This is a genomic window from Paenibacillus sp. SZ31, from assembly GCF_012912005.1.
Taxonomy (GTDB): Bacteria; Bacillota; Bacilli; order Paenibacillales; family Paenibacillaceae; genus Paenibacillus.
This window is the reverse complement of the sequence record NZ_JABBEA010000029.1, coordinates 1-25,703: the sequence shown is the minus strand read 5'-3', so window position 1 is coordinate 25,703 and position 25,703 is coordinate 1. Positions and strand designations below refer to the sequence as shown.

Below are 25,703 nucleotides of genomic sequence, written 5' to 3'. Positions count from 1 at the left end.
CATATGGACGCACATAGGGAGGATAACGGAATGGGCAAGGACAAAGTGAGAATTGGCATCATCGGTGCTGGACGGATCGGCAAAATTCATGCAGACAATCTCCTGCGTAACCCGTATGCCGAGATTGTGGGAATCAGTGATTTGTTCGCGGGTCCTGAATTGGAGGCTTGGGCCTCCAGACGTGGTATTCCTGTTGTAACGACGGACAGCAACCAGTTGATCTCGATGCCTAATGTAGACGCGGTGCTGATCTGTTCTTCCACAGATACACATGTGCCGCTGATCGAACAGGCCGCCCAGGCGGGCAAACACATCTTCTGCGAGAAGCCGGTGAGCATGGATCTGGCACAGACCCAAGCAGCTGTAGCAGCGGTAGAGAAGGCTGGCGTGAAACTGCAAATCGGATTTAACCGCCGATTCGATCACAACTTCAGACGGGTACGTGCACATGTGCAGGATGGTACGATTGGTGATCCGCATATTATCAAAATTACGTCTCGTGACCCGAGTCCGCCGCCTGCGGAATACATCCGGGTGTCTGGTGGGATCTTCATGGACATGATGATTCACGATTTTGACATGGCTCGGTATCTGTCCGGCAGTGAAGTGGAAGAAGTGTATGCTCAGGGCAATGTGCTGATCAATCCGGTCTTTGCAGAACATGGCGATGTGGATACGGCGATTGTAACGATGACGTTTGCCAATGGAGCGATTGGTGTTATTGATAACAGCCGTCAGGCAGTGTACGGGTATGACCAGCGTGTTGAAGTATTCGGTTCGATGGGCAGCGCCGCAGCGGCGAATGATCATCCAAATACGGCTGAGATCAGTACAGCGACCGGGCTCATGCGCGACAAACCATTGCATTTTTTCCTGGAACGTTACAATGAGGCGTATGTGCAGGAGACGGCCCTCTTTATCGAAGCGATCATTCATGATACACCGGTTATCGTAGATGGCCACGATGCAGTACAGGCTGAACGAATTGCGTTGGCAGCAAAGATGTCCATGGAGCAGGGAAGACCTGTGAAGCTGAGTGAAGTCCCTGGGGTGTCGCTGGAATCGCAAACGGCAACGCCATAGGTGGATTAATGAATAGAGATATTTTTTCCTCATAGTCAAAGTTCTTTTTTTCATATGCATCAGGTTGTTGTGGACGACTACAGAAAGGAGTGGATGGCAAGATGTCAGAACGTATTGTGAAACCCGTGGTCAACCCGGAGGGGGACGGTACGCTTATAAACGTAACACCGGAGTCGGCTGGGTGGGAATATGTTGGTTTTCAGGTAGCGAAGTTGGCAGAAGGGGAGACGCTAACCCGCGAGAGCGGTGATCAGGAACTCTGTGTGGTGCTTCTCAGCGGTTTCGCCAATGTAAGTACCCGGGAGAACACATGGGATAATATCGGAAAAAGAATGAGTGTTTTCGAGAAAATTCCGCCGTATTCGGTCTACGTCTCAACTTCCGATCAAGTACAGATCACAGCACGTACCGAACTGGAAGTCGCTATATGTGTTGCACCCGGAAAAGGCACGTACCCTGCTCGTCTCATTGCACCCGAGGATGTAGGGGTAGAGGCGAGAGGATATGGCAATCTGGAGCGCCAGATTCATAACATTTTGCCGGAACAAAAAGAAGCGGACAGTCTGCTCGTTGTTGAGGTATTCACGCCAGATGGGCATTGGTCTAGTTACCCGCCACATAAGCATGATCGGGACGCACTCCCGGATGAATCTTTGCTGGAAGAAACGTATTATTTCCGTGTGCAGCCTGAGCAGGGGTTTGCCATTCAGCGTATATACACGGATGATCGTTCTGTGGACGAGACGCTTGCAGTGAAGAACGGTGAAGTGGTGCTTGTTCCGGACGGATATCATCCGGTAGGTGCTCCTCCGGGGTATGAGGTCTACTACTTGAACGTAATGGCTGGACCAACCCGGACTTGGAAATTCCATAACGACCCTGACCATGAGTGGTTGATGAAAAAGTAAAACAGTTCATGCTACGCGCATTGTGCTGGCTTCAAGTTGCGTATGCAGACTTCCCCCTGCATAATGAGAAGAGAACAATTATCTATGTATAACGAAACTTATATATAGCACAAATGGGGAACAACAATGAAAGCAACCATATACGATATCGCACGCGAGGCGGGTGTATCCATTGCAACCGTCTCGCAGGTCATTAATGGCAAAGGCAAGATCAGTGAAAAGCGGCGCGCCGAGATTATGGAGATCATGGAACGCCTCCATTATCAACCCAGCGCGATCGCAGCTGCACTTACAGGTAAGCAGACGTATACATTGGGACTGCTTGTACCTGACATATCCAACCCATATTTTGCAGAACTCGCCAGAGCGGTCGAGGATCGAAGCCGTCAATTGGGCTACAGCGTAGTCATCTGCAGTACGGATAATAAGGACGAGCGGGTAGAGCGTTACCTGAATCTGCTCCAGCAAAAAAGGGTCGATGGCATGATGATCGGAACCGGGATCGATAATGCAGAAATTTTGTCACCCCTCTTGCAGCAGTCCATACCTGTGGCCTTGATTGCTCGCCATATGCCCTCACTGTCGGTGCATACAGTCACCATTGATGACATTCTCGGTGGAAGACTCGCAGCGGAACATCTACTTGAACTTGGCCACACCCGTGTAGCGGTGCTGTCTGAACCGTCCAAAGTCAGCAGCAGTCAGGAACGTGTACGTGGATTCCGTGAGGCACTGATTAAGGCTGGCTATACGCTGGAACCAAATCAGATCCGAGAATCGGCAGCTGATCTGAGCTCGGCCAAAAAAGAGGCGCTACTGCTGCTCGGTGAGATCGATCATCCCACAGGCTTATTCTGCTGTAACGACATTCAGGCCATTGGTGCACTTCAGGCAGCCAAAGAGCTGGGTCTACGCGTGCCAGAGGATGTGTCGATTATCGGGTTCGATAATACCATTCTGGCATCGGTAACCAGTCCACCACTTACGACCGTTGCTCAGCCGATTGAAGATCTGGGACATCGCGCTGTAGATCTGTTGATTGAAGAGTTGAAGGATGAGCGTAAAGAACCACAGAAGATTGTGCTGAAGCCTGAGCTGGTTATCCGAGATTCAGCAGGCCGTGTATTGGGCTGAAAATAATGAGGTTTCCAGCATACGCTAACCAGCCGTGAGGCCAAGCTTAATTGAGTCATATCTTTTATTCGGATACGGGTGCCGTTTCATCTCTCATTTTGAATATGTAATATAACAACGTAACAAACAAGCAGCGTTCTTCCAATGGGAGAACGCTGCTTGTTGATTTAAATCTTGAACTTTTTCACTTCTTCAGCAAGCGTATTGGCTTGTTGAGCCAGTTCATTGGAGCGTTCCGAGATACTTGTAATGTAATTGAACTGTTCCTGCGTAGAAGAAGCAACCTCTTCTGTGGAAGCGGCGCTCTGTTCCGACATGGCCGCTACACTGGAGATCACTTCAGCAATCTTGCCAGAGCTGTTATCCAGTTCAGTTGTTGCGGATGATACCTGTAGCAGCTGATTGTCGATGCCTTCAATGGATTGCTTGATTCGCATAAACGAGTTGCGCATCTCATGCACCGCAGCCACCTGCTGCTCAATACCATGTTCAGCAGAATCGACTTCACTCACACTTTGGCGGCTAGCTGCCTGAATTTCATTCAACAATACGATGATGTCCTGAGCAGAGCCTGCAGATTGTTCAGCCAGTTTGCGTACTTCCTCGGCAACCACTGCGAACCCACGTCCATGTTCACCCGCTCTGGCCGCTTCAATGGAAGCGTTCAGGGCAAGCAGGTTGGTCTGGGAGGCGATACCTTGAATCATGCTGACGATGCTTTCAATCTTCTGTGACTTATCTGCGAGTAGGGAGATCGATTCACCTACACGGTCAATCGATTGGCGGTTGCCATCCGAAAGTTCGACCTGGTGATCCACCGCCTGTAGTCCAACCAACATGGCTTCTCCTGCCTCACGCATCATCGTTACGGACTGTTCTACACTGCGATTAATACCGCCCACACTATTGCTCATCTCCGACAGACGGCTTGAGCCATCATACACGGATTCAGCCTGTGTACTGGAGCCTTGAGCGAGTTCATCGGTGGCAATGGAGATCTGCTCCGCGATGCGCTTGGTGTTGTCCGTATGCTCCTGCATCTCACCCGAGATACTTTGTACGCGATCAGCAGAGGCCGTTACTTGTCTGAACAGCGTGCTAAGCTGATCTGACATCTGATTGAATGCCATGCCGAGCTCAGCGAACTCATCTTTGCCTTTGATCTGAACCCGTCCTGTAAAATCACCACTCGACATCTGGCGGGACGTTCCATGCAGACTTTTCAGCGGCTTGATGAAGAGTGTTGCGATCCAATAGGCACCTGCCAGCACAACAAGCAACGTAATACCGATAATCAGAATGTAGTTGTTGCGCAATTCATAATACTCAGCGTAGGCCAGCTTCTCGGAGATGATGGAGCCTACAGCCCAGCCAGTGCTTGGAATCTGATGATAGAACAACAGATATTTCTCATCATTGTATTGGAAGGGCTTCTGACCTGACGGATTCGCCTGCATGTCTGCCAGCAGCGGGTTTAACTCCGTATTATCAGCGGCTGAGGTATTCACGAGTTTATCGTCAGGGTGAGCCAAAAGCAGCCCATTTTTATCGATTAAAAAGCTATAGCCCAACCCATCCAGGTTTATTTTCCCCACGGTATCGGTAAGTGTAGAGAGCAACAAGTCGCCTGCGACAACTCCTTGCATTGTGCCTTCTTTATTTTGAACCGGCATGGCAATCGATACCGCATATTGCTCCGACATCATATCCAGATAAGGATCAGAGTATGTCAACTGATTGGCTTGCTTCGCTTCTTGGTACCATGGACGCTGTCTTGGGTCATAATCTGCATCGGGAGTCCAGTCTGAACCATTCATGAAGCTGCCGTCCTGCTCTGAACCGTAATACAGATCCGACAGACTCTCTTGGTTACTGCCCAGCTTCATAATGTTAAAGTATTCTTCCGTGAGTTCTCCTTCAGGCACGCCTTCCTGGATGACAAAACCCAACGTTTCGATGACTTTGGCATTGCTACTGATCCAGCCGTCCAACTGATTTGCCGAAGAGGCCATTAAGCCATTTAATTTGGAGTCAACATTACGTGTGGCTTGTTTTTCGGTTTGAACCAAGCCAAGGGAGGCCAGTGGCAGTGCAGTAATCAACACAGCGGCCAGAAACATAATCATTAATTTCGGTTTGAGCTTCATTCCAATTCCCCCTAGCGTTTTACAATTACATGCCTATACTTCTTCAAATAACATATTATCGTGCGTGGCGAGTATGATGTTCCAAGCTAATTTGTTGATCATGCTCATGTGTTGAAACAAGCGGAGTATAGCTTCGGGATGTCATGGATGTGTAAGAATGAATGGAGCTTATGAAGTATATCGTCATTTTTAGTTCAAATTTTAGCTAATCGAACAAGTTAGTTAGCGAGTATAGAATTATATTTTGTCCACCAACATTGAAAGCGTATTTATAAAATGAAGTTCTTCTATAACTGTATATATGTACTTTGTGTTGCCGTTCAAGCATTATCAATAATTATAGTTTAGACAAAAACGTTATCGAAATAGAAGGTAAGGAACTGGAAATGAGATTGGAACAGAAAGATTGAGATGATATACTAAGAAGTATCATTAATTACCATTTTATATATGTTTTGTAGTGTGTGGAGGAGAGAGGTATGATTAAAAATATTAAAATCATTATGGGTATCGCCACGATTATTGTTGTTGTAGCTTTTGCAGTGCGTATGTATACCTCGGGTCAATATACTATGTATATCCCCAGCAAACATACGACGTTTAGAGCAGAGGTTACAGATCATATGAGTATGCTGGATAGATTGGATCGACTGACAATTAGGAAAATTTCAAGTGCAGATCCGTATAATGAAGAAGATGAAGTGACGATTACAGATCCCACAGAGATTAGAGATATGCTGGAGCTATTGAAGGATGTTGAACTTAAAAGAGTACGGGAATTCGACGTTTCCGAAAGGAGTCCATATTACTATGAATGGCGACTTACCATTAATAAGGAAGGTCGATTTACCGATGGATTCGGATTAACATTCTATAATGAGCATGCCGTTTCAATCTATAGTGGGTACAAGACACGAGACCGATCTCAAGATTACGAAATTACTAATGAGCTCAATATAAATGAGATGGAGCGCCTTTTTGAAAAACTGAAGGAGGAGCAAACGTGACCAAGACCAACTATTATGTACGCCCGATTGAGGAACAGGATATCCCCTTTCTGTGGGAGATGTTATATGCATCCCTGCACACACGAGAAGGTGATGAACCTATCCAACTCGAAAGTGTACATACTCCTGAGCTATCCAAATATGTTGAAGGCTGGGGAAGAGAAGGGGATTTCGGTTATGTTGCGGTAGACCAGCATGGTAAGAAATCAGGTTCAATAACATTACGATTCTATACGGATCAGAATGCGGGTTACGGTTATGTGAATGCAGCTACGCCAGAGATGGGGATGGCTGTAATTGAAGATGCACGTGGAAAAGGCGTAGGCACCTTACTGCTTCAGACTGCACTGGATGAAGCCAAACGGCGGGGAATTGAAGCAGTCTCGCTCAGTGTAGACCCGGATAACGAAGCGATTCGCTTATATAGGCGGTTAGGGTTCGTGGAGGAAGGCTTCTGTGGTACATCGGTAACGATGGTACGTGTAAGTAGTCTGGAATCTTAAATGGTCTGCGATCTTTCTACTGAATAAGAAAAAGGCGCTCCCTCATGGGAATCGCCTCTTTCTTTTGCCACGTATAGCACATACAATATTATATTTAAACTTACGCTGTACTATCTCGTTTTATTTCAACAAAAATGCCAAAGCCTCATCATACGTTTCCCATTGGAATTCAGTCTGATGAGCCGATTCTTTGGAAATCCGATTCAATTGCATTTTGGCGATTGCACCGCCTACGGCTACACTGGCTCGCTTCATACCCCACGTTGTCAGTAATTTCTGATGCTCTACAATTTTTTCTTTTGTATCCTGAGGGAATGCCTTCATGCTTCGCATATCGACTAGCACATCAAACGAATTTCCCAATTGCTCCGCTAATCTCTGGATCTCTGTATTCGCTTGTTCGACATGTTCAGGGGAGACAATACCTTCCCAAGTAATTTCAATAATAGATTTAGTTGAATCCAAACGTCTAACAGACATGTAGGCAACTCCTCGATAATAAAATGATATGTATGATATGAGACTATAAGCCTATTAATTATACCTTTTTATAGCACGAATGAAAACTTAAATCCTAATCAAGTGGTTCTTATGAACTACTTCTTCCTAGTGAAGTTAAATTCAGGGATTCCTTCCATATCGTCAATTGGAAGGAAGTTGAATAGCTAAAAAGCCGCCCCGAGTATGAACTCCAGACGGCTTCTACAAAGGTGACACGATAAAGTTAAGATAACTACGTAAGCTAGAATCCAATCTTCAAACTGTTACCTTCCGTCGCTACACCTTTGGAAAGGGAAATGCTCAGCTTTTGTTCTGCCGAGAAACCAAGTGTTTCCCCGTCATGCAGCGTGACGTCGTTTTCAACCACATACGTTGTGGTCATGAACATCATCTCAAATACATCGCTTAAGGACTCCGACGATTGCATAATCTCCATCTCTTCTTTGCCAAAGTTACGTAGTCCGTAAGTGTAACCTGAAGCTCCTTCGACATTCTGATATAATCCGATGAAAATCCAGAGCGAGACGGGTAACTCATCATGCTTGATTCCGCGGCTGGTCTCGACATATTGACTTGCTTCGACAACAAGCGGGGCCATGTATATTGCCAGCGCGTGATCCAACTGTAATAAGGCACTCGCTGTCTGAGTGAACAGAACATGTCCCTCAATAGCATTTGTTGCGTTCAGAACAGAGACAATAATCTGAGACTGGTGCCGTGAGGTAACTTGCTCCGCTTCTCGCCAAAGGATGTTAAGTTTGGCATTCTCCTCAACTTCACGGTCAGGCACAGGGGCGGCAATGTGAGCACATACCACCTGCATCCCATTCACTTCAAAAAAGAGATTGCCCTCCTCCGGGCGTTCTTCAATCTCGACATCCCATTCGTTCTTCATGTTCCTGATGAAGAGGTCAAAATCACAATCGTCACGCTCCAGCAGGACAAAACCCACGATGGTTTCATTGTAATTCGTCGATTCGACAGCACCACCTGCAGGTACCTTCTCCTTTTTGCGCCGCCGAAGCTTGTCAAACAATCCCATGACATGTTCTCCTTTCAATTCCAGAACGATTCTGGTCATTGTACACTGCTATCTATTCACTACCTTACCATAAAGGAGTTAACATGAATCGATGCAATGCACCATTCGACAGAAATTACAGGAACAGAACTAGCAACAATGCAATGATCGCAGGTAATCCTTGCTTAATAATGATGGAACGTGAAGAAGTAGCCCCTCCATAGAGAGCCGCGATAATCACACACGCCAGGAAGAAAATCTGAATATGCTGTCCGACGGCAGCATCCGGATATACGAGTCCCCAGATCAGACCTGCCGCAAGAAATCCATTGTAAAGACCTTGATTGGCCGCGAGAGATTTGGTGGATTTGGCGAATTCCGGCGTGAGATTAAAGGTTTTCATTGTGCGTGGACGAGTCCACATAAACATCTCCATCACCATGATATAGATGTGTTCGACAGCTACAAGAGCTACAAAAATGATACTAATCAAAGGAAACACCTTACTTTCTGATATGTAATTTATTTACTTGTCTATCTTAGTATAGATGTTTGCGACGAGAACGGAAAGAGTAAAATTAATTTGTAACAATTTAATTGTGTATTATTTAAATGATTTATCATTTTCCAAGTGCGTTATGATGTTGAAAATAAAAAAAATGGATATAAAGGTAAGCATACGCCGATTGTCGAAAATCCATTCATTGGGTAATAATGAACAATAAAGAAGCAATATTGCTAAGGAAAGAGAGGCGATTACTATGGGAACTGTTCAATTCGTCTTGTTGGCTGATGATCCATCCACATTTGTGACACGAGTTATCCCTTTTATCGACATCGAGCTTGCGGGAATTCCGGGTGACCGTCACTATGGTTTGCTCCGTCCGGCGGACTCCCGTCAGAAGGTCTACAAGCGTGGCACACCGATTGTGAATCGCCGCCAGATCAGTATTGTGTCTGAGGAAGAATGTGCTCTTATTGCTGAGAAAATGAACATTCCTGAAGTGCGTCCAGAGTGGCTGGGTGCCAATATGCTGATCCGTGGCATTGATCGATTGACTGAATTACCTGCTGGAACGCGGCTTCTATTTCCGAACGGTACGGGGTTAATATGCGAAGGAGAGAATCTTCCTTGTGTGCATCCGGGGAAAATGATTGAGCAATTCTACGAACAGGACGGTTTACGCAAAAAGTTCGTGCCAGCCGCTCGCAAAAAACGTGGAATCGTCTGCTCGGTTGAACGGGAAGGTGTAATCCATACGGGGGATACCATTGAAGTCATTCGCCTGTCCTGATTTTCAGGACAGGTCTTTTAAATCATCAGCCCATAGCGCTCGCCATTCGGTTGTTTAGAGTGTATATACTACTCTGGTGTGCTGCTGATTTCACTTTATTTAGGCTCTCTGAACAACAATGCCCGCACAGCAAAACGGGGTAAAATGAGTTGCCTGCGCCATCTCGAAGGTTGACTGAGAAGGCGATAGAGCCATTCCAGGTTAAGCTTCTGCCACATCGCAGGAGCACGTTTGGTTTTCCCCGCCAGAATATCGAGACTACCCCCTACTCCCATGGCTACACGAGCGCTCAACTGGTGACGATACGTGTTAATCCAGTGTTCTGCATGGGGGGCGCCAAGAGCTACGATAAGAAAGTCCGGTTGAGCAGTACAAATCTCTTCTACAATCTGTTGTTCCTCATCTGCCTGGAAAAAACCATGGTGTCTGCCTTTGACGACAACTCCCGGATAACGTTGCGCAATAACTTTCACGGCCTGTTCACTGACACTCTCCTCTGCTCCCAGCATGTAGAATGACCAGTGTTTTCGATCTCCTTCCTCCAATAAACGAAATAGCAGATCACAACCGGTTACCCGTTCAGTCAATTGTCCGCCCCGCAAACGGGATACCATCACAATGCCAGCACCGTCAGCGGTAACCAACCCGGCTTGATCGACGACTTGGCGAAGAGAGGCACTCTTTTGACAGGACATGACGATCTCGGGATTGCCTGTGATGACATGGAACAGTTCAGTGCTTTCCTGATCTACGACTTTATCAAGGATCGCAACGGTTTGATTCATCGTGACATTGGGAAAAGGAATACCCATAATATTTGTTGATTGGCTCATGTCTCATTTCCTTTCTGATTCCGTCCCATGAGTGAATGGGGGACAAGCTTATGCGTGTGAAGTTCATGTATCATACTGTCAATCAGATTATCGAATGCATGTACGTTTGGATCATAATCGTGTAACAGATACAGTTTGCCTGAACGGCCAATGGCTGTGACTGCGGAATAGTAGTATCCGGTTAATCCTAGACAATAACAATCTTCATTAGCGTATTTCAAGATCGAATGCATCTCTGTGGAACAACGCAGTGTCTCTGCAGCATCCGGAATAAAATGAAATTCATATTCATGCCAAGGGCTTTCAGCAGGCACTTCCCCGGATGTATGGCTATAGTATTTAAAATATATAAGTTCATCTATTCCCCAAAACTCCTCAAGAAACGATCGGGCAGCCGGAAATAAATCAGCGGATGTAGAGCACTGTTCTATGTATGCCGAGATGTCAACGCATCGCTTCTCATACCAGCCCGCCTTCTGCAGCAACTGAATCATTTGTTGATAAGGTAACAATGAGGATTGTGACGTTCCAGTCATATTGAACAACTCCTGTTATTTCATTCCAGTTTAGTATATCTGATCTTCTGGAAAAGGACTATATAACCTGATGGCGCGTTTTTACAATACGACCTTTGGGGTATAACGATAGGATAGGAGTGCGAGGTTGGCAGATCGCATATCCAATACATAAAGGGAGTGAGTCCATGGAACTCAAATATGAGTTTTATATCAATGCAGGGCTGGAAGATGTGTGGAATGCCCTCATTTCACCAGATGGTACACGGAACAGCTTTTTCGGCAGTGAACTTCGTACGAATTTTCAGCCAGGTCAGCCGTTTGCTTATGTAGGGCCAGGCAATGATGGTGCGGAGACTGTCCATGTGTATGGGGATATATTAGAATTCGAACCGTTGTCCAGACTCAGCTATCAAGAGCATCCCGGGCCGTCATACCATGCGAATCATGCGGAGCTTCAATCCAGAGTGGCCTTCCAATTGGAGACTGTAGGGGAGTGTACGAAGCTGACGCTGATCAATGATCAATTTACAGATAACCATCCTTCCTTTGCCAATGCACAGAGCAGTTGGTGGATGATTTTGAGCAGCATCAAAACTTGGGTGGAGACGGGGAAATCGCTGAATTTTGGCTGGTAGTTAGCTGGTAAGAGGCAGTCATCAATGATGGATTATAATCATAAAAAAATCTATATAACACATGAACCAGTGCTAATTCAGCGCTGGTTCATTTTCTTTATACAAATTAAGACTATAGCTCTACATTTAATGTCTAATGATGTCGAAATATATATCATATGACCTAAGAGGAGAAATGGATATGTTTCGTAAAAGCACTGAATCTACCAAACAACTTCGTATAGATGCGCATCAAAAACTACTGGAGTATAGTCGTAAACTGGTTGCAAACGCAGAAAAGGGCGACTATGGTACATGGGTCGAAGATGGCATTGAATTTCAGGATAACGATGAAATAGCCAGTAACATCAAAAAAGCAGTACATATGATGAAAGCACAAAACGAAGCCGTGGAGATGCGTCTTAGAATGCTGAATCAGGCGATGAATGTGGGATTATGGGAATCTGAAATTGTTGCCGGTGATCCGCTGGATAACAATAATATCATTGCATTTTCGAATGAATTCCGCCAAATGTTAGGCTTCCATAATGCCAAGGATTATCCCAATACGTTTGCAAGCTGGGCCAAATCCATATATCCGGATGACAGACCTCAACTGGTGCAGGAGATTATGAAACATGTGAATGACGCTGGAGCAACGAATGCGTATAACATAATCAGTCGTATGATTACAAAAAGTGGAGAAGTCCGCTGGTTCCGATGTCTTGGACAAGTCGTCCGAAATCAGGCTGGCGTTCCGGTCAAACTTCTGGGTATCATGTTTGATATTCATGAGGAGAAGAGTAAGTCGGATGAGCTGGAAGCACTCGTCACCCGATATGATCTTGTTAACCGCGCCTTGGTCGAGGCTCCATGGGATATGACGGTTGTGGCTGGAGACGTGGTTAACCCGAATAATGAATTTTGGTGGTCACCCCAGTTCCGCAGAGAATTAGGGTTCAAAGACGAGCAGGATTTCCCGAATGTGTTCAGCAGCTGGAGCAGCCGATTGCATCCGGAAGACCATGATCGGACGATCAACGAATTTGCCAGACATATGAATGATTACAGTGGTCGTACGCCGTACGATCTGGATTATCGTCTGCAACGTAAAGACGGGGAGTATCGGTGGTATCACGCGGGTGGGGAGACCATTCGGGATCATGATGGAGTACCGCTCCGCGTAGCTGGAACCATTCGAGATGTAACCCATGAGAAGAACAAGGAACAGATCGTAGAAGCCATGAATCTGAAAACCAAACAATTGTCGGAGTCCATTGGCGAGATGGTACGTGGAATCAACTCAATTACCGATCAGGCACAGGATTTGGTGACGGCACAGGAATTATCTGCCGATGCAGCCATTCAAGTGAAAAGCAGTGCAGATGATACGAAGAATATCACCGTGTTTATACGAGAGATAGCCAGTCAGACCAATCTGCTCGGGTTGAATGCAGCAATTGAAGCGGCGCGAGCGGGAGAGCTGGGACTGGGGTTTGGCGTCGTTGCCGGTGAAGTGCGTAAACTGGCTGATCATAGTTCGGAGGCCACAGTAAATATCGAAGACAGCATGCAGAAGATGAAAACGCTGATTGATCAGATTCTTGAGCATATCGGTAATATGTCTACGTTAACGCAAAATCAGGCTGCCCTGACACAGCAGGTAAATGCTTCAATGGATGAGATCAACACCATGTCACAGGATCTGGTTAATTACTCGCGGAATCTATAATCTCGAAACGTTTGTTGTAACATCACGATCATTGGCATACATCATCGACAAAAAATCCACCGGGGGCATTTCTGCTCCCGGTGGATTTTTGTATTTCTATTGATAGCTATGATGTATAGCTACAGTTTCAGTTAATGAATTAAACTTGTTGAACTTTGATCAGGTTTGTATTACCGGATTGACCGATTGGAACACCAGCGGACAATACAATGATGTCACCTTTTTCAATGTAACCTGTTTTGATTGCGTTACGTGTAGCCGATTCGAACATTTCATCCGTAGTGGTTACTTTGTCGCCCATAACCGGAATAACACCGGAGAGCAGGCAGATTTTCGCCAATACTTCTTCATGTTGTGTAACTGCGATAATTGGTGCTTTTGGACGATACTTGGAGATCATGCGTGCTGTGAATCCACTCTCAGTCGAAGTGATGATTGCTTTTGCATTCAGTACGAGGGAAGAACTTACAGCGCCCTGACTGATAACTTCAGTAATATCAGCGATCTGTTGAGCCGATTTTTGTGCGAATTGCTCTTTGTAATCAATCATCGTTTCAGCACGGCGAGCAACAGCAGCCATCGTGCGCACGGATTGTACCGGATATTTACCAGCAGCTGATTCACCAGACAACATCACAACGTCAGCACCTTGAAGTACAGCGTTCGCCACGTCACTAACTTCGGAACGAGTAGGGCGTGGGTTCACTTGCATGGACTCCAGCATGTGTGTAGCTACGATAACCGGTTTACCAGCGCGGTTACATTTATCGATCATTTCTTTTTGCATCATTGGTACGTCTTCGATCGGTACTTCAACTCCGAGATCTCCACGAGCTACCATGATACCGTCAGAAGCCAAGATGATGTCGTCCAGATTAGTCATACCCTCTTGATTCTCGATTTTGGAGATGATCTGTACGTGCTCTACACCGCGTTCTTTCAGAATGCTGCGGATTTCACGGATATCGTCGCCTTTACGAACAAAGGATGCTGCGATAATTTCGATATCGTTTTCGATCCCGAATCCGATGTGCATAACGTCACGCTCAGTTACACCTGGTAGTGTCGTTTTGATTCCTGGCAAGTTAACCCCTTTGCGTGGTTTCAGAATGCCGCCACTGATGATTTTACAATGGATATCGGATCCTTCCACGGACAGTACAGTCAGATCCACAAGGCCATCATCGATGAGGATGCGATCGCCAGGTTTTACAACGAGGTTCAGTTCTGGATAGTTTACCGAGATACGCTCAGCGTCACCGAGAATTTCTTCAGTAGTCAGAATCAGTTCTTTACCTGCTTGCAGGTGGCAGGATGCTTCTTTCAGTTTGCCGATACGCACTTCCGGTCCTTTGATGTCCATCATGATCGGTACATAAGTGTTCAGTTCGGAAGCTGCTTTACGGATATTGTTGATCCGTGTCACGTGATCTTCCAGTTCGCCATGAGCCATGTTCAGACGGGCAACGGTCATACCTTCCTGAATCATTACTTTCAACAATTCGATTGAGTCACAAGCAGGTCCCATGGTACAAATAATTTTTGTTTTTAACATGCTAATTTCCTCCTCATATTTTAAGCTTATATGTGTATTGTAGCGTTTTCTGTCGAAACAGGGTATGAACTATAGTACAATGATTAGAGTATAGTCCACTAATGAGGTGTGTTATGGTCACTCCACTTGAAGTACGACACATTAATGGTGTTGGTTGGTACGAAGAAGCTGTGCAATCTCAAGAGACTTGGCGGCTTAGTTTGGTTACTTATGGAAAATGTGTATATTGGGTGAACGGTGATAAACAGATCATGGAAAAGGGTGAATTGCTACTCATTCCAGGTGGTGTACCGTATTACGGCAAGAGTATTCCTACGGTAACGCACACACAGATTGTGATTCAACTGCAACGTGATCATACGGAAGGTCTTCCTGCACTTGAACGGTATGAGGCTTTGCGTCATAAACCTGGTTGTTATGAATTGATTCATCAACGCATGAGCGCTATTTATCAACAATGGCAGGAGCGTCCGTCTTATTATGTCATGATGAGCCAAGCCTTATTGATGGAAGTGTTGATTTATATGAACAGGGAGCTGGATCGGGGAGTTATTCCTCCGGAGAGGCATGTTCATGTGGAACGGATGAAGCGATACATTGAGCGGCATTATCGGGAGAGAGTGACGAAGGAAGAACTCGGAGACGAGATTAACAAGACGCCCAATTATGCTGCAGCATTATTCAAAAGCATGACAAATCAGACCATCAGCCAGTATGTTCATGATCAACGGATGAAAAGAGCCATATATCTGCTCACTGAGTCACAACTTTCAATTCAGGAAATTGCCGAATTTCTCGGCTACCGGGACCTGTCTTATTTTTACCGCATATTCAAGCGTATAACGGGAAGTCCACCATCCGATCTGCTCCATGAGCGCCCACCTATAGCATGAAACGCGTAGTCCAACCCAAATAAGTTCTTCTATATAATAGGTTCAATTAAATGAGTACAAAAAAAGAGGGCCTAGGCCCTCTTTTACTTTTATGGCAGGATCATCATCCTACCTCTTACATATATGTGCCACTATACATGACTGCTTGGATTAGAAGCTGTGAGTGGTTGCTTGCCTTTTTTTCGTGCCTGCCCAAGACGAACGGCAAAGACATGTACAGTCCAATACGCGGCCTCTGCAAACAAAATGCCTCCGGCGATGTCCAGCAAGGAATGCTGTTTTACAAATACCGTCGAAGCAATAATCAACCACAACCATACCGACCAGGAGATCCGGGCTAATGGCTTAAAGTTCAAGTGTCTGTTGATGATAATAAATAGCAAGTAGCTGGTCAGGACGTGAACACTCGGGAAACAGTTGAAGGGCGCATCATTCGTATAGATAAACTGAACTAACACGCTACTCAGATCGGTTCCGCCGACCTCCGGGCGGGGTACATGGGTAGGGAACACCGCAAAACATACATTGGCAGCCATGACACCAACATTATAGGTAATCAGCGTACGCCAGAATAGCGACTTGTTCGTCAAACCCAAATAGAGAAATCCAAGATACAGAATGGGCATCCAGCTGATGTACGGATAAATAAATTCTTTGAGAAAAGGAATCTGTGTATCAATCCAAGCATAATTGTAGAATACATCACTTCCGGTGTTGCTTCCTAGAAATACGTAAATGGAGCCTTGGAGCGGTATGCACAGAATAGCCAGTAAATGCCCCCAGCGCTGAAAGAATGCTTTCATAGTATCCCCCTGATTTCATTATGCATTGTGAAACTATCGTTATGTGTACTTCATAGATATATGACGTTGGAGAGTCACCGCACCCCTTCAGCATGGAACTCTTGTAATACTATAATGGACAGATCAAGGTATAAGCCATACCTGATTTTAGGGGAAAAGCAGTCAGGATAAGTCTCTTTTTTGTTACTTTTATAGTTTTATCCATAATAGGGATATTCGATATACTGATGATGTGATACAACTAATTGGCATATAAGTTCATATGACAACGAAAAAAGTAAATGAAACGAGGTAGGCAAATGTATGATTAATCCGCAATCCAAGCCAAAACATTCCTTTTCCGAGCGTAAACCTGTGCTCACCGTCGTGATTATTGAGCTACTTCTCCTGCTAGCCGTTTTTGCTGCAGGGGCCATTGCGACGATAAAGCAACTGGACTACACTTCCCCTGTACTCATTTCCTTTACACCCATTGCAATTGTTCTGATGATCTATTTGACGTTAAGACGCAAGTGGGGAGAGACTGGATTCCGGTCCTTGCGAAGTATCCCGGCTGGCCACGCAAAGTATTATATTCCACTACTCCTTGTACTGGGTACACTTGCCCTGAAAGGATTTGGGGAGCTGAGCTTGTCACGGGTAGTCTTTTTCATCTATTTTACCTTGCTCGTGGCGTTTGTTGAGGAAACAATCTATCGGGGGCTTATTTTCAAGTCCTTGCTTCGAAAAAGTGCAGTGGCCGCAGTCATGACCTCCAGCATCTTGTTTTCAATTACACATCTTCTGAATGCATTGTCTGGTCAGAATCTGATGGATACGATCATGCAATTGGTCTATGCGCTGCTTCTGGGAGCGGCACTGGCGTTATTGATGCTGAAGAACGGAAATATTGTACCGCTTATTTTGTTTCATTTCATACATAATCTGATTCAATTTCTCGGGAATGACCTGGAGGACACAGGAACACTTCCCTACGATCTGTTTATACTGGGGGTAATGATCGCATACTGCGCATGGTTAGTTTGGAGCCATCGAACGAATTCCCCCATTCTTTCCAAAGAAAGTGAGCAGGCAAATACGGTTGTTCATTAAGGTTATTGCTTGGAAGTAGTTATCATACAGTTTCCCGTCAGCAGTTGGATCATGGTATACTTCAGTCTGGCGGGAAGACAGGGTATGTTCATGATACGAGGTCTGCCTATCCGTACATTAGATTCAGACAGTAGGTGATATTGTGGAAAAGACAGCACTAGAAGTAGCAGAATGGATGGTTCAAGAGATTAAATTCACAGGAACACTTCATCAGGAAGCTGCCATAGAATATGTGAAGACCCATTTTGGCGAAGAGTTTGTTTTTGTGAACGAAAACGGCAATACGTCATTGTCCAAGGAAGTGAAGAAAGCTTTCCGGAAGCTTCATCGTGGGCAGATCGCCTGGGATCGGGATGCATTTATGTGGGCATGGACATAGTGTGCTAAACTGTAGTAAGATGATTCTTTGGTTGTGTTGGATATGCATGTCAGAAATATATATATAAAATGTATAAGTTGGATTAGATCTGCATATCCTTTCATAAGACCGCACAAGAGCGACTGGGCACATAAGCGTGATAAACCCTGTTCCCATGCTAGTTAATAACATGTATTTCCAAAGCTGTTTGAAAAGAAAATACAAAGATTTGCTTTTTGGCTGAATTGGAGTTATAATAAAAACAAGTTGTAGAGAGTGGAAAACCTAATTCATATATTGTAAAGGGCGATCACTTATAGGTTTATGACTGGTACCTTTTTCAATGTGTGAATTTTTATTTGCTTGCTGCAAAGAACAAAGGAACATGTTAATCTTTATTTGGAGGTGTAATTCACATGCAAAACGGAACAGTAAAATGGTTCAACGCTGATAAAGGCTTCGGTTTCATCGAAGTTGAAGGCGGAGAAGATGTATTCGTACACTTCAGCGCTATTACAGGCGAAGGCTTCAAAACGCTGGACGAAGGTCAACGCGTGCAATTTAAAATTGTACAAGGAAACCGTGGTCCTCAAGCAGAAGAAGTTGTAAAACTGTAATTAAAGCATAGCTGCCTTTAACATGTTAAAATGGTAAAGGCAGCTTCTTTTTTTTGATCAGTTATATGTATGAAAGTCGGCCCAATAGTTGTCGAGGCAGAAGTTCAGTGGGACGTAAGACTTCCGCTAAGTAGTGTCTTCTGTGAAATAACGTCGGTTAGATGTTTTTCCATAACAAAGGGGGTAGAAGTCATGTATAATCGCAAAAAACCGTTGGAAGAGATTCCACAAGCTGATGCGGCAATCTGGGAATGTACGAGTGATACGTGCAAAGGATGGATGCGGGACAATTTTGCGTTTGATAACGTACCTACTTGTCCGATATGTGCTTCTGAGATGGTTAGCACGACTAGGATGCTACCATTGCTTGAGAATTCGAATAGTAATCTGAAAACGATGCCTAAAGGAAATCGGATTTAACATAGCTTACCCGCCTCTAACGAGGTGTTTTTTTTTAAGATTAAACAGACACCCTGTGCGAAGGTAAGGGTATTAAATATGAAGTTCCCGGCATTCGTTTTAGCGAATGCCTTTTTTGTATCATTTTTTAACAGAAAATACATTGTAATTGATCGGTATCGTATGAAAAATACAAAGACCCTTTTCGCTATATGCAAAAAGGGTCTTTGTTATGACTATAATTTTAGATCACTCTCAGATTCGAGTTTAGATGAACAGGAATGGCAGCAGAAACAATGTGGCTACCAGAGCCAGATCGATCCCCGCTCCATATCCGTAACCGCCACCGTATCCTCCGTAACCATATGGACCGTAGGCCGAAGATTTAACTTTCTTTGTTGCAACAGCGTTTTTCTTGCTGCTTTTTACCAGCTGCTGTTTGGATTTGACGGAACACAACCTTGGTCCCTCGAAACACCCGTTCAAATAAACTTTGCCATCCCGACATTGACTAAGCGTACCATACATATGCTTACCGTCGTTCATAACGAGACAAACGGAACGTCCAACGTGCGGAGAAACCGTTTCTTCACATACCCGATTAATTCTGTACATGCAAATCCTCCTCATTAGGTGCGGTTGCCGCTTGAATTCAACGGTTTGTATATCATAGTAAAAAGAAGACCAATTGGTATGGACGAGTACCCGGGAAATCGAATAGGGAGGAGCCGTTTTTGAATCTGCTCCATACACTGGGAGGAGTGAGGAGGGGATGTCACGTGGATTATCATGACATGCTGGCTCGGTTAGGGGAGGGAAGTGCCCATCCCGGAGGGTTTTTGGCAACCATGAAGTTGCTGGATGGCTTATCTCTGCCTGAGGGTAGTCATATTCTTGAGATAGGATGTGGCACCGGGAGGACCGCGTGTTACCTGGCTAAAAGTGGGTATCGGGTAACTGCGATTGATCTTCATCGCAATATGCTGGATAAGGCAGTTCGGCGAGCAAGACGAGAACGGGTGGATGTTCGATTTGTTCAGGCGGATGTAGCAGCGTTGCCTTTTCCGGAAAATCATTTTGATGTGGTATTCGTAGAATCGGTTACGATATTCACCCCATGGCGGAGTGCACTTGCTGAATATAGAAGAGTGTTGAAGCCGGCTGGACTTTTGGTGGATCGAGAGATGGTTCTATCAGGTAGAAAGACCGAATTGATGTGCCGCAGATTGAAGAAATTTTACGGTATACGAACTCTGGCAACGGTGACAGCATGGAGAAAACGCCTCAAACAGAGTGGTTTCACCAAGGTAGAAGTCAAAGAGCAATCGCGATCTATGGGAAAATGGGGCGTGGATCATGATCCACATCGGGAGATGGATATGAATTGGTTTGAGGATGAGCGTATGCAGCGTATGAGTCTTACCAATGACCGTTTACTCGCTAAATACGGCAAAAAATTGGGATATGCGGTTTTTGCGGCAAGGGCACCGTTGGAAGTCAAAAAGGAAAGATAGGAAAAAGGCAACTCACAATAGCGTGGGTTGCCTTTGGTTTGTTTTGACAGAACGTACTACAGCATATCGTTGTCGATAATCCGCCAGTGGTGTTTGAGCAGGGCTTCCAGTTGGTTTTTATCCTTGGCTCGAAAAGCGCTTAAAATTTGACGATGCTCTTCATTAACTTCGAGTAGTACCTCAGATAGCTTCGGTTTATTATCACTAACATAGGACTGCCGGATGAAGCTGTTCTTCAATGTGTTTAACATCTCAATCACTGTGGCGTTACCACATCGCTGGATGTACAGGTTATGGAACTGATATTGGTTCTTGTTGTAGGCAGCAAGATCAAGCTGGCTGATATCTTCTTCCATTCGGACAACCAGAGTTTCCATCTCCAGTAGTTCAGATGGTCTGAGATGGTCTGCTGCAAGTGTGGCAGCAAGTGCCTCCAGCACACCGATCGCTTGGGAGAACTCCAGTTTTTTGCCTGCATCAAAAGGAGTGACAATAAATCCCCTGCGTGGGATGTATTGCAGCAGATTGTCTGAAGCCAACTGGAAAAGCGCCTCCCGAGTAGGAGTACGACTAATGTCCAGCTTTTTGCATATCTCGGCCTCGTTGATCTTCTGGTTGGGAAGCAAGGTCCCGTCCTGAATCTTCTGGGCAATGTAATCGTATACGTGATCTTTCAAGGACCGGTATTTAGGTACCTCCATACCGAATCCTCCTTTCTATGTAGTGATGATTGGATGGGTGTGGGGCCGTGCTGTGCGCGCCGTTCAGGAGTTTCAAGTTTTTATCATCTTAACACCGAGGGGGAAGTTGGGCAAGCAAACTTCATGTTTCAGCCGATGTAAGTGCCGTGTTATATATAGTACATTTTATGGAATTAGAGCGTATAAATGTTTAAATAATGATTGTGATAACCTATATTGTTTGTTAGTATTACTTACATATAAGTCCATATAATGTCTTATGTATATTGTATACAAATTATTATGCTACTCATTCAAAAAAAGAATAGGGGTATGATGTGTGAAAAAAGTGCTTTTGCCAATGATGCTGTTGTTAGTGGTTGTAATCATGTCTGCTTGTGGGCAGGAAAAAACGACAGGAACCCGATCGGACGCTGCTTCGTCTTCGGGAAGTAGCTCTACACAAAAGAAAGTAATCGTACTTGGGACCAGTGCGGACTATGCACCCTATGAATTTCATAAGAAAATCGATGGTAAAGATACCATTGTAGGTTTTGACATCGAGATTGCCAAAGCAATTGCGGCTGATTTGGGAGCCGAGCTGAAGATTGAGGACATGGACTTTGACGGCCTTCTTATGGCCCTTGGTACAGATAAGGTTGATTTTGTAATATCGGGATTGACCCCTACCGAGGAACGAAAGAAGAACGTTGATTTTACGGATATCTACTATTATGCAGAGCAGGCTGTACTTGTTAGAGAGGGCGAAGATGTGGCATTGAAGTCTATTGATGATCTATCGGGCAAGCAGGTTGGCGTACAAAAGAGTTCCATTCAAGAAGGGATCGCTCAGGAAATAGAGGGAGCAAAGCTCACTTCTCTACCTAAAATACCTGAACTGATCCTGGAGTTGCAGACAGGGCGCGTGGACGCACTCATTCTGGAGAAGCCGGTGGCTGAACAGTATGTGAAGAACCAAAAGGGGCTTGTTGTTGCGGGTGTAGAGATTGAACAGGCTGAAGATGAGGGGGGTTCGGCCATCGCGGTGAAGAAAGGTAATCAGGAGCTGCTCGATCAGATCAACACTACATTGGAAAAGCTCAAAACGAACGGAGATATTGAACGTTTCGTCGTTGAAGCGAATGAGATGCTCGGCGAATAAACCGGACGAGTGAGGGATATGCCGTGAATTTAGATTTTTCCTTTCTATTAGAGCATTGGCAGGATTATGCACGAAGTGCGTGGGTTACGCTTGAGCTTTCCTTTTTCGGCGTATTGTTTGGTACGTTGCTTGGTGTAATCATGGCGCTAATGCGAATATCCCGAATATGGCCAATTAAATTTGTGGCATCGGCGTATATTGAACTCATTCGAGGAACACCGATGCTCGTACAGATTCTTATTATTCATTATGGTCTGACGGTTATAGGTGTGAACTTGCCGGCATTTATGTCGGGGGTGGTAGCTCTGACGATGAATAGCTCTGCTTATATGGCGGAGGTGTTCAGGGCCGGGATTCAAGCGATTGATAAAGGACAGACGGAGGCTTCGCGCTCCCTTGGTATGACACATGGTATGACACTTCGCTACATTATACTGCCGCAGGCTTTTCGTAACATGCTTCCAGCCATCGGCAATGAATTCATTATAATCATTAAAGATTCTTCACTTGTTTCCATGATTGGTATAGCCGAGATTATATACACGGCCAGAACGGTTCAGGGGGTTACGTTCCAACCACTTGCTCCGCTCCTTGTTGCCGCAGGTCTCTACTTTATCATCACATTTACACTGGCTAATTTACTTTCCTGGCTGGAACGTAAACTGTCTACTTCTCGATAAATATGGATAAAGGATTTGATTCGAAGAGGAGCTGGGAGTAGGCTGCTGTGGAAATAGTGGGATGTAGTCGTAAATGGCGGTGGTATCGCATACATTGATATTGTATTTTGTATACAGTATTTTGGAAAGGTGTTGGGCGTGTATGTCAGATTCCAAAATGTTAATTGATTGGTCGGAGCGTTATGCTGCACCTAATTATCATCCGCTCCCTATTGTGATTGAACAGGCGGAAGGGGTATGGGTGCAAGATCCTGAAGGCCGTCGTTATATGGATATGTTAAGTGCATACTCTGCATTGAATCATGGTCATAGACATCCTGTAATCATACAGGCGCTTAAGGACCAGGCAGATCAGGTTACGCTGACATCACGGGCATTCCACAGTAGCTCCGCTTCTCTTTTTTATCAGAAACTCTCACAATTCACGGGAAAATCAAAGATTCTTGCCATGAATACAGGAGCGGAAGCGGTGGAGACGGCGATAAAGGCAGTACGCAGATGGGCTTATCGTTGCAAAGGTGTACCGGAGAATCAAGCCGAGATTATCGTATGCTCTGGTAACTTTCATGGAAGAACGCTAACGGTAACTTCCTTTTCTTCTTCAGCGGAGTATAAAAAAGATTTTGGACCGTTTACACCTGGATTTCGGATTATTCCCTATGGAGACATTGAAGCACTGAAGCAGGCCATTACACCGAATACGGCTGGCTTTCTTGTAGAGCCTATTCAGGGTGAAGCTGGAATCGTAATCCCACCTGATGGCTATTTAGCTGAAGCCTTTGCATTGTGTAAGAGCGAGCAGGTGTTGACTGTAGCTGATGAGATTCAGACCGGATTTGGAAGAACGGGTCGCCGTTTTGCCTCCGATTGGGAAGGTGCTGAACCAGACATCTGGATTATGGGCAAAGCGCTGGGGGGAGGAGTTATGCCTATCTCGGCTATCGCTGCTGATGCGGATATACTGGATTTGTTTGAGCCGGGGTCTCATGGTTCTACGTTTGGAGGGAATCCACTCGCCTGCGCCGTGGCTATAGCGTCTCTGAAAGTTCTTGAAGATGAGAAGCTTGCTGAGCGATCGGAACGTTTGGGGAACTGTTTTATGAAAAGGCTTCGTAATATTCGCAGTTCAGCCATACGGGAAGTTCGGGGTAGAGGGTTATTTATTGGTGTTGAACTGCATGAATCAGCACGTCCCTATTGTGAGCGATTGATGTCTGCTGGTTTGCTATGTAAAGAAACCCATGAGACGACCATTCGGTTTGCTCCGCCTTTGACGATTAAAGAATCCGAGATTGACTGGGCGCTGGAGAGAATTGAGCAGGTTCTGATCAACAATGCAGGAGGCTGAACTATATGAAAAATGAAGATGATGTCCATGGTGGAATAAAAGATACTTCTATTAATACAAGTCATACATCTGTATGGCGCAATGTTGCCATCATTAAGGTTCCTTTCGGGCTAGGTGGAGCAAGAGGGGGTGCAGAGTTGGGGCCGGATGAACTGATTACAGCTGGACTGAAGCGGGAGATCGCGAGTCTTGGGTTAGTGCTTTCCAAAGAAGTGCGGGTAGAGTGTCCTTCTGAACCTGCTATCTCTGCTGGGCGGAATCGTGTAAAACATTTAAATGAGGTACGTCAGGTCAGTCAGAAGGTGTGTAGTGAAGTATCAGGCGCAGTAGAGGAGGGGGCTTTCCCACTTGTGCTTGGGGGAGATCATAGTGTAGCGATTGGTACATTTGCCGGGTTAACTGCACACTATTCGAATTTGGGTGTGATCTGGTTTGACGCGCATGCAGACTTGAATACGGAAGAACGCAGCTTATCTGGTAATATGCATGGGATGAGTGTGGCTGTAGCTTTGGGACATACTGCTTATAATCTGTCTCACATTGCTGGAGCAGGAGCGTTTATTAACCCCTCCAACCTGGTCTATATTGGTCTACGTGATCTGGATGAGTATGAGAAAGAGCAGATTAGGGGACTGGGAATCCGAGCATTTACGATGCATGATATTGACCGAATGGGGATACAGCAAGTTATTGAACAAGCAATAGCTACAGCAGGAGAAGGGACAGACGGTATTCACGTTAGCTTTGACATGGATTGTCTGGATCCGCGTGAAGCTCCGGGCGTAGGTACTCCAGTACCGGGTGGTTTGAATTACCGGGAGGCGCATTACGCATTAGAGATACTTGCTTCCACGAATCAAGTTACGTCTATGGAACTGGTGGAAGTGAATCCGTTGTTTGATCATAACAGGCATACGGCAAGGCTTGGTGTGGAACTGATCGCTTCGTTACTTGGTAAGCGCATTTTGTGAGCGTTGAGATGAGAAGCGGAGAGTGTATTTATAAACCAAGGATTGATTGTCCTCTTTATATAGAAGGAAAGAAAATAGATATTCAAAAACCAGGGCTAGCCACAATGAATGTCCTCTTCAAGCTTAGGGGATTTGGCTTCCCCTGGTTAAGTTTATTGGATAAGAGTAATAGAAGCTTCGTAATAAGGATAATGAGGTTATTAATAGTGGGGGCGAAAGATTACATATAGTGCGGATGCAGCAGGATATTATCATTTATCAAAAAAAGACTTGCAATCAAAAACTGTACATGGTATATTCTAATTCCGGCCAAGAAAACACGGTTTACACGGTGC

28 protein-coding genes are annotated in these 25,703 nt (G+C 45.2%); 18 read left to right on the top strand and 10 right to left on the bottom strand.

Features of this window, described 5'->3' with window-relative positions:
• Positions 1-30: 30 nt before the first annotated feature.
• The 3 genes from iolG (at position 31) to HF638_RS28220 (ending at position 3,125) form a co-directional block, all read left to right on the top strand.
• On the top strand, positions 31-1,083 hold the full coding sequence (gene iolG / locus HF638_RS28230; RefSeq protein ID WP_169483205.1) for an inositol 2-dehydrogenase: 1,053 nt from the start codon (positions 31-33) through the stop codon (positions 1,081-1,083).
• Positions 1,084-1,184: 101 nt separating this feature from the next.
• On the top strand, positions 1,185-1,991 hold the full coding sequence (gene iolB / locus HF638_RS28225) for a 5-deoxy-glucuronate isomerase (RefSeq protein ID WP_169483204.1): 807 nt from the start codon (positions 1,185-1,187) through the stop codon (positions 1,989-1,991).
• Positions 1,992-2,117: 126 nt separating this feature from the next.
• The gene (locus HF638_RS28220; protein ID WP_169483203.1) at positions 2,118-3,125 is read left to right on the top strand and encodes a LacI family DNA-binding transcriptional regulator; all 1,008 of its coding nucleotides are present in this window, start codon (positions 2,118-2,120) and stop codon (positions 3,123-3,125) included.
• Positions 3,126-3,292: 167 nt separating this feature from the next.
• On the opposite strand, the gene HF638_RS28215 is transcribed toward HF638_RS28220, so the two are convergent.
• The gene (locus HF638_RS28215) at positions 3,293-5,272 is read right to left on the bottom strand and encodes a methyl-accepting chemotaxis protein (RefSeq protein WP_169483202.1); all 1,980 of its coding nucleotides are present in this window, start codon (positions 5,270-5,272) and stop codon (positions 3,293-3,295) included.
• A gap of 479 nt (positions 5,273-5,751) precedes the next feature.
• On the opposite strand from HF638_RS28215, the gene HF638_RS28210 reads away from it, so the two are divergent.
• Together HF638_RS28210 and HF638_RS28205 are read left to right on the top strand one after the other, a co-directional pair.
• A complete protein-coding gene (locus HF638_RS28210) occupies positions 5,752-6,279 on the top strand; it encodes a hypothetical protein (RefSeq protein ID WP_169483201.1) in 528 nt (175 codons plus the stop codon).
• Positions 6,276-6,782, top strand: coding sequence for a GNAT family N-acetyltransferase (locus HF638_RS28205; RefSeq protein WP_348982177.1), 507 nt, complete (start codon positions 6,276-6,278; stop codon positions 6,780-6,782). The genes HF638_RS28210 and HF638_RS28205 overlap by 4 nt, the downstream gene beginning before the upstream one ends.
• A 120-nt stretch (positions 6,783-6,902) precedes the next feature.
• Here HF638_RS28205 and HF638_RS28200 read toward each other — a convergent pair whose 3' ends face one another.
• The 3 genes from HF638_RS28200 to HF638_RS28190 form a co-directional block, all read right to left on the bottom strand.
• On the bottom strand, positions 6,903-7,262 hold the full coding sequence (locus HF638_RS28200; RefSeq protein WP_169483200.1) for a hypothetical protein: 360 nt from the start codon (positions 7,260-7,262) through the stop codon (positions 6,903-6,905).
• A 262-nt stretch (positions 7,263-7,524) separates the two neighbouring features.
• Positions 7,525-8,325 carry a DUF4261 domain-containing protein gene (locus HF638_RS28195; protein ID WP_169483199.1) on the bottom strand — a complete coding sequence of 267 codons (801 nt, stop codon included), beginning with the start codon at positions 8,323-8,325 and terminating at the stop codon, positions 7,525-7,527.
• Between the two features lie 115 nt (positions 8,326-8,440).
• Positions 8,441-8,797, bottom strand: coding sequence for a DUF1304 domain-containing protein (locus tag HF638_RS28190; RefSeq protein ID WP_201028122.1), 357 nt, complete (start codon positions 8,795-8,797; stop codon positions 8,441-8,443).
• 268 nt (positions 8,798-9,065) lie between these two features.
• On the opposite strand from HF638_RS28190, the gene HF638_RS28185 reads away from it, so the two are divergent.
• Positions 9,066-9,599, top strand: a complete 534-nt coding sequence (locus tag HF638_RS28185) for an MOSC domain-containing protein (RefSeq protein ID WP_169483198.1) — start codon at positions 9,066-9,068, stop codon at positions 9,597-9,599.
• A gap of 95 nt (positions 9,600-9,694) precedes the next feature.
• Here the strand turns inward: HF638_RS28185 and HF638_RS28180 are convergent, their stop codons facing one another.
• Both HF638_RS28180 and HF638_RS28175 read right to left on the bottom strand, forming a co-directional pair.
• Positions 9,695-10,432 carry a WecB/TagA/CpsF family glycosyltransferase gene (locus HF638_RS28180; RefSeq protein ID WP_169483197.1) on the bottom strand — a complete coding sequence of 246 codons (738 nt, stop codon included), beginning with the start codon at positions 10,430-10,432 and terminating at the stop codon, positions 9,695-9,697.
• On the bottom strand, positions 10,429-10,968 hold the full coding sequence (locus tag HF638_RS28175; RefSeq protein WP_169483196.1) for an SUKH-3 domain-containing protein: 540 nt from the start codon (positions 10,966-10,968) through the stop codon (positions 10,429-10,431). Before HF638_RS28175 ends, HF638_RS28180 begins: the two co-directional genes overlap by 4 nt.
• Positions 10,969-11,135: 167 nt before the next feature.
• On the opposite strand from HF638_RS28175, the gene HF638_RS28170 reads away from it, so the two are divergent.
• Together HF638_RS28170 and HF638_RS28165 are read left to right on the top strand one after the other, a co-directional pair.
• Complete coding sequence (locus HF638_RS28170; RefSeq protein WP_169483195.1) at positions 11,136-11,585, top strand: SRPBCC family protein; 450 nt, start codon at positions 11,136-11,138, stop codon at positions 11,583-11,585.
• Between the two features lie 181 nt (positions 11,586-11,766).
• Positions 11,767-13,296 (top strand): methyl-accepting chemotaxis protein, encoded by a 1,530-nt coding sequence (locus HF638_RS28165; protein ID WP_169483194.1) that lies wholly within the window; start codon positions 11,767-11,769, stop codon positions 13,294-13,296.
• Between the two features lie 139 nt (positions 13,297-13,435).
• On the opposite strand, the gene pyk is transcribed toward HF638_RS28165, so the two are convergent.
• Entirely contained in the window at positions 13,436-14,851 is a 1,416-nt protein-coding gene (pyk, locus tag HF638_RS28160; protein WP_169483193.1) for a pyruvate kinase, read from the bottom strand.
• 113 nt (positions 14,852-14,964) lie between these two features.
• Here pyk and HF638_RS28155 point away from each other — a divergent pair, with 113 nt between their 5' ends.
• Positions 14,965-15,744, top strand: coding sequence for a helix-turn-helix transcriptional regulator (locus HF638_RS28155; RefSeq protein ID WP_169483192.1), 780 nt, complete (start codon positions 14,965-14,967; stop codon positions 15,742-15,744).
• A gap of 131 nt (positions 15,745-15,875) precedes the next feature.
• On the opposite strand, the gene HF638_RS28150 is transcribed toward HF638_RS28155, so the two are convergent.
• On the bottom strand, positions 15,876-16,547 hold the full coding sequence (locus HF638_RS28150) for a phosphatase PAP2 family protein (protein ID WP_169483191.1): 672 nt from the start codon (positions 16,545-16,547) through the stop codon (positions 15,876-15,878).
• 303 nt (positions 16,548-16,850) lie between these two features.
• Between HF638_RS28150 and HF638_RS28145 the strand changes: the two genes are divergently transcribed.
• From HF638_RS28145 to HF638_RS28130, 4 genes are all read left to right on the top strand, one after another.
• Positions 16,851-17,639: a CPBP family intramembrane glutamic endopeptidase gene (locus tag HF638_RS28145; protein ID WP_169483190.1), complete on the top strand. Its 789-nt coding sequence runs from the start codon at positions 16,851-16,853 to the stop codon at positions 17,637-17,639.
• 142 nt (positions 17,640-17,781) lie between these two features.
• Positions 17,782-18,018, top strand: a complete 237-nt coding sequence (locus HF638_RS28140; protein ID WP_169483189.1) for a DUF6953 family protein — start codon at positions 17,782-17,784, stop codon at positions 18,016-18,018.
• 395 nt (positions 18,019-18,413) lie between these two features.
• Complete coding sequence (locus HF638_RS28135; protein ID WP_024633772.1) at positions 18,414-18,614, top strand: cold-shock protein; 201 nt, start codon at positions 18,414-18,416, stop codon at positions 18,612-18,614.
• Positions 18,615-18,806: 192 nt separating this feature from the next.
• Positions 18,807-19,034: a cold-shock protein gene (locus tag HF638_RS28130; RefSeq protein WP_017691121.1), complete on the top strand. Its 228-nt coding sequence runs from the start codon at positions 18,807-18,809 to the stop codon at positions 19,032-19,034.
• Between the two features lie 246 nt (positions 19,035-19,280).
• Here HF638_RS28130 and HF638_RS28125 read toward each other — a convergent pair whose 3' ends face one another.
• The gene (locus HF638_RS28125) at positions 19,281-19,628 is read right to left on the bottom strand and encodes a hypothetical protein (RefSeq protein WP_169483188.1); all 348 of its coding nucleotides are present in this window, start codon (positions 19,626-19,628) and stop codon (positions 19,281-19,283) included.
• 164 nt (positions 19,629-19,792) lie between these two features.
• Between HF638_RS28125 and HF638_RS28120 the strand changes: the two genes are divergently transcribed.
• Positions 19,793-20,527 carry a methyltransferase domain-containing protein gene (locus tag HF638_RS28120; RefSeq protein WP_169483187.1) on the top strand — a complete coding sequence of 245 codons (735 nt, stop codon included), beginning with the start codon at positions 19,793-19,795 and terminating at the stop codon, positions 20,525-20,527.
• Positions 20,528-20,583: 56 nt separating this feature from the next.
• Here HF638_RS28120 and HF638_RS28115 read toward each other — a convergent pair whose 3' ends face one another.
• On the bottom strand, positions 20,584-21,228 hold the full coding sequence (locus tag HF638_RS28115) for a GntR family transcriptional regulator (RefSeq protein ID WP_169483186.1): 645 nt from the start codon (positions 21,226-21,228) through the stop codon (positions 20,584-20,586).
• 319 nt (positions 21,229-21,547) lie between these two features.
• Between HF638_RS28115 and HF638_RS28110 the strand changes: the two genes are divergently transcribed.
• The 4 genes from HF638_RS28110 (at position 21,548) to rocF (ending at position 25,368) form a co-directional block, all read left to right on the top strand.
• Positions 21,548-22,369 carry a transporter substrate-binding domain-containing protein gene (locus tag HF638_RS28110; RefSeq protein WP_169483185.1) on the top strand — a complete coding sequence of 274 codons (822 nt, stop codon included), beginning with the start codon at positions 21,548-21,550 and terminating at the stop codon, positions 22,367-22,369.
• Positions 22,370-22,392: 23 nt separating this feature from the next.
• Positions 22,393-23,049 carry an ABC transporter permease subunit gene (locus HF638_RS28105; protein WP_169483184.1) on the top strand — a complete coding sequence of 219 codons (657 nt, stop codon included), beginning with the start codon at positions 22,393-22,395 and terminating at the stop codon, positions 23,047-23,049.
• 142 nt (positions 23,050-23,191) lie between these two features.
• A complete protein-coding gene (locus HF638_RS28100; protein WP_169483183.1) occupies positions 23,192-24,397 on the top strand; it encodes an ornithine--oxo-acid transaminase in 1,206 nt (401 codons plus the stop codon).
• Positions 24,398-24,402: 5 nt separating this feature from the next.
• A complete protein-coding gene (rocF, locus tag HF638_RS28095; RefSeq protein WP_211175828.1) occupies positions 24,403-25,368 on the top strand; it encodes an arginase in 966 nt (321 codons plus the stop codon).
• The last annotated feature ends 335 nt before the right edge of the window (positions 25,369-25,703 follow it).

Coding starts and splice junctions, on each gene's coding strand:
- rocF (WP_211175828.1), top strand. CDS start 24,403: ATGAAAAATGAAGATGATGTCCATGGTGGAATAAAAGATACTTCTATT.
- HF638_RS28125 (WP_169483188.1), bottom strand. CDS start 19,628: ATGTACAGAATTAATCGGGTATGTGAAGAAACGGTTTCTCCGCACGTT.
- HF638_RS28165 (WP_169483194.1), top strand. CDS start 11,767: ATGTTTCGTAAAAGCACTGAATCTACCAAACAACTTCGTATAGATGCG.
- HF638_RS28100 (WP_169483183.1), top strand. CDS start 23,192: ATGTCAGATTCCAAAATGTTAATTGATTGGTCGGAGCGTTATGCTGCA.
- iolB (WP_169483204.1), top strand. CDS start 1,185: ATGTCAGAACGTATTGTGAAACCCGTGGTCAACCCGGAGGGGGACGGT.
- HF638_RS28195 (WP_169483199.1), bottom strand. CDS start 8,325: ATGGGATTGTTTGACAAGCTTCGGCGGCGCAAAAAGGAGAAGGTACCT.
- HF638_RS28220 (WP_169483203.1), top strand. CDS start 2,118: ATGAAAGCAACCATATACGATATCGCACGCGAGGCGGGTGTATCCATT.
- HF638_RS28180 (WP_169483197.1), bottom strand. CDS start 10,432: ATGAGCCAATCAACAAATATTATGGGTATTCCTTTTCCCAATGTCACG.
- HF638_RS28210 (WP_169483201.1), top strand. CDS start 5,752: ATGATTAAAAATATTAAAATCATTATGGGTATCGCCACGATTATTGTT.
- HF638_RS28115 (WP_169483186.1), bottom strand. CDS start 21,228: ATGGAGGTACCTAAATACCGGTCCTTGAAAGATCACGTATACGATTAC.
- HF638_RS28185 (WP_169483198.1), top strand. CDS start 9,066: ATGGGAACTGTTCAATTCGTCTTGTTGGCTGATGATCCATCCACATTT.
- HF638_RS28170 (WP_169483195.1), top strand. CDS start 11,136: ATGGAACTCAAATATGAGTTTTATATCAATGCAGGGCTGGAAGATGTG.
- HF638_RS28200 (WP_169483200.1), bottom strand. CDS start 7,262: ATGTCTGTTAGACGTTTGGATTCAACTAAATCTATTATTGAAATTACT.
- HF638_RS28150 (WP_169483191.1), bottom strand. CDS start 16,547: ATGAAAGCATTCTTTCAGCGCTGGGGGCATTTACTGGCTATTCTGTGC.
- HF638_RS28175 (WP_169483196.1), bottom strand. CDS start 10,968: ATGACTGGAACGTCACAATCCTCATTGTTACCTTATCAACAAATGATT.
- HF638_RS28215 (WP_169483202.1), bottom strand. CDS start 5,272: ATGAAGCTCAAACCGAAATTAATGATTATGTTTCTGGCCGCTGTGTTG.
- HF638_RS28155 (WP_169483192.1), top strand. CDS start 14,965: ATGGTCACTCCACTTGAAGTACGACACATTAATGGTGTTGGTTGGTAC.
- pyk (WP_169483193.1), bottom strand. CDS start 14,851: ATGTTAAAAACAAAAATTATTTGTACCATGGGACCTGCTTGTGACTCA.
- HF638_RS28135 (WP_024633772.1), top strand. CDS start 18,414: ATGCAAAACGGAACAGTAAAATGGTTCAACGCTGATAAAGGCTTCGGT.
- iolG (WP_169483205.1), top strand. CDS start 31: ATGGGCAAGGACAAAGTGAGAATTGGCATCATCGGTGCTGGACGGATC.
- HF638_RS28145 (WP_169483190.1), top strand. CDS start 16,851: ATGATTAATCCGCAATCCAAGCCAAAACATTCCTTTTCCGAGCGTAAA.
- HF638_RS28130 (WP_017691121.1), top strand. CDS start 18,807: ATGTATAATCGCAAAAAACCGTTGGAAGAGATTCCACAAGCTGATGCG.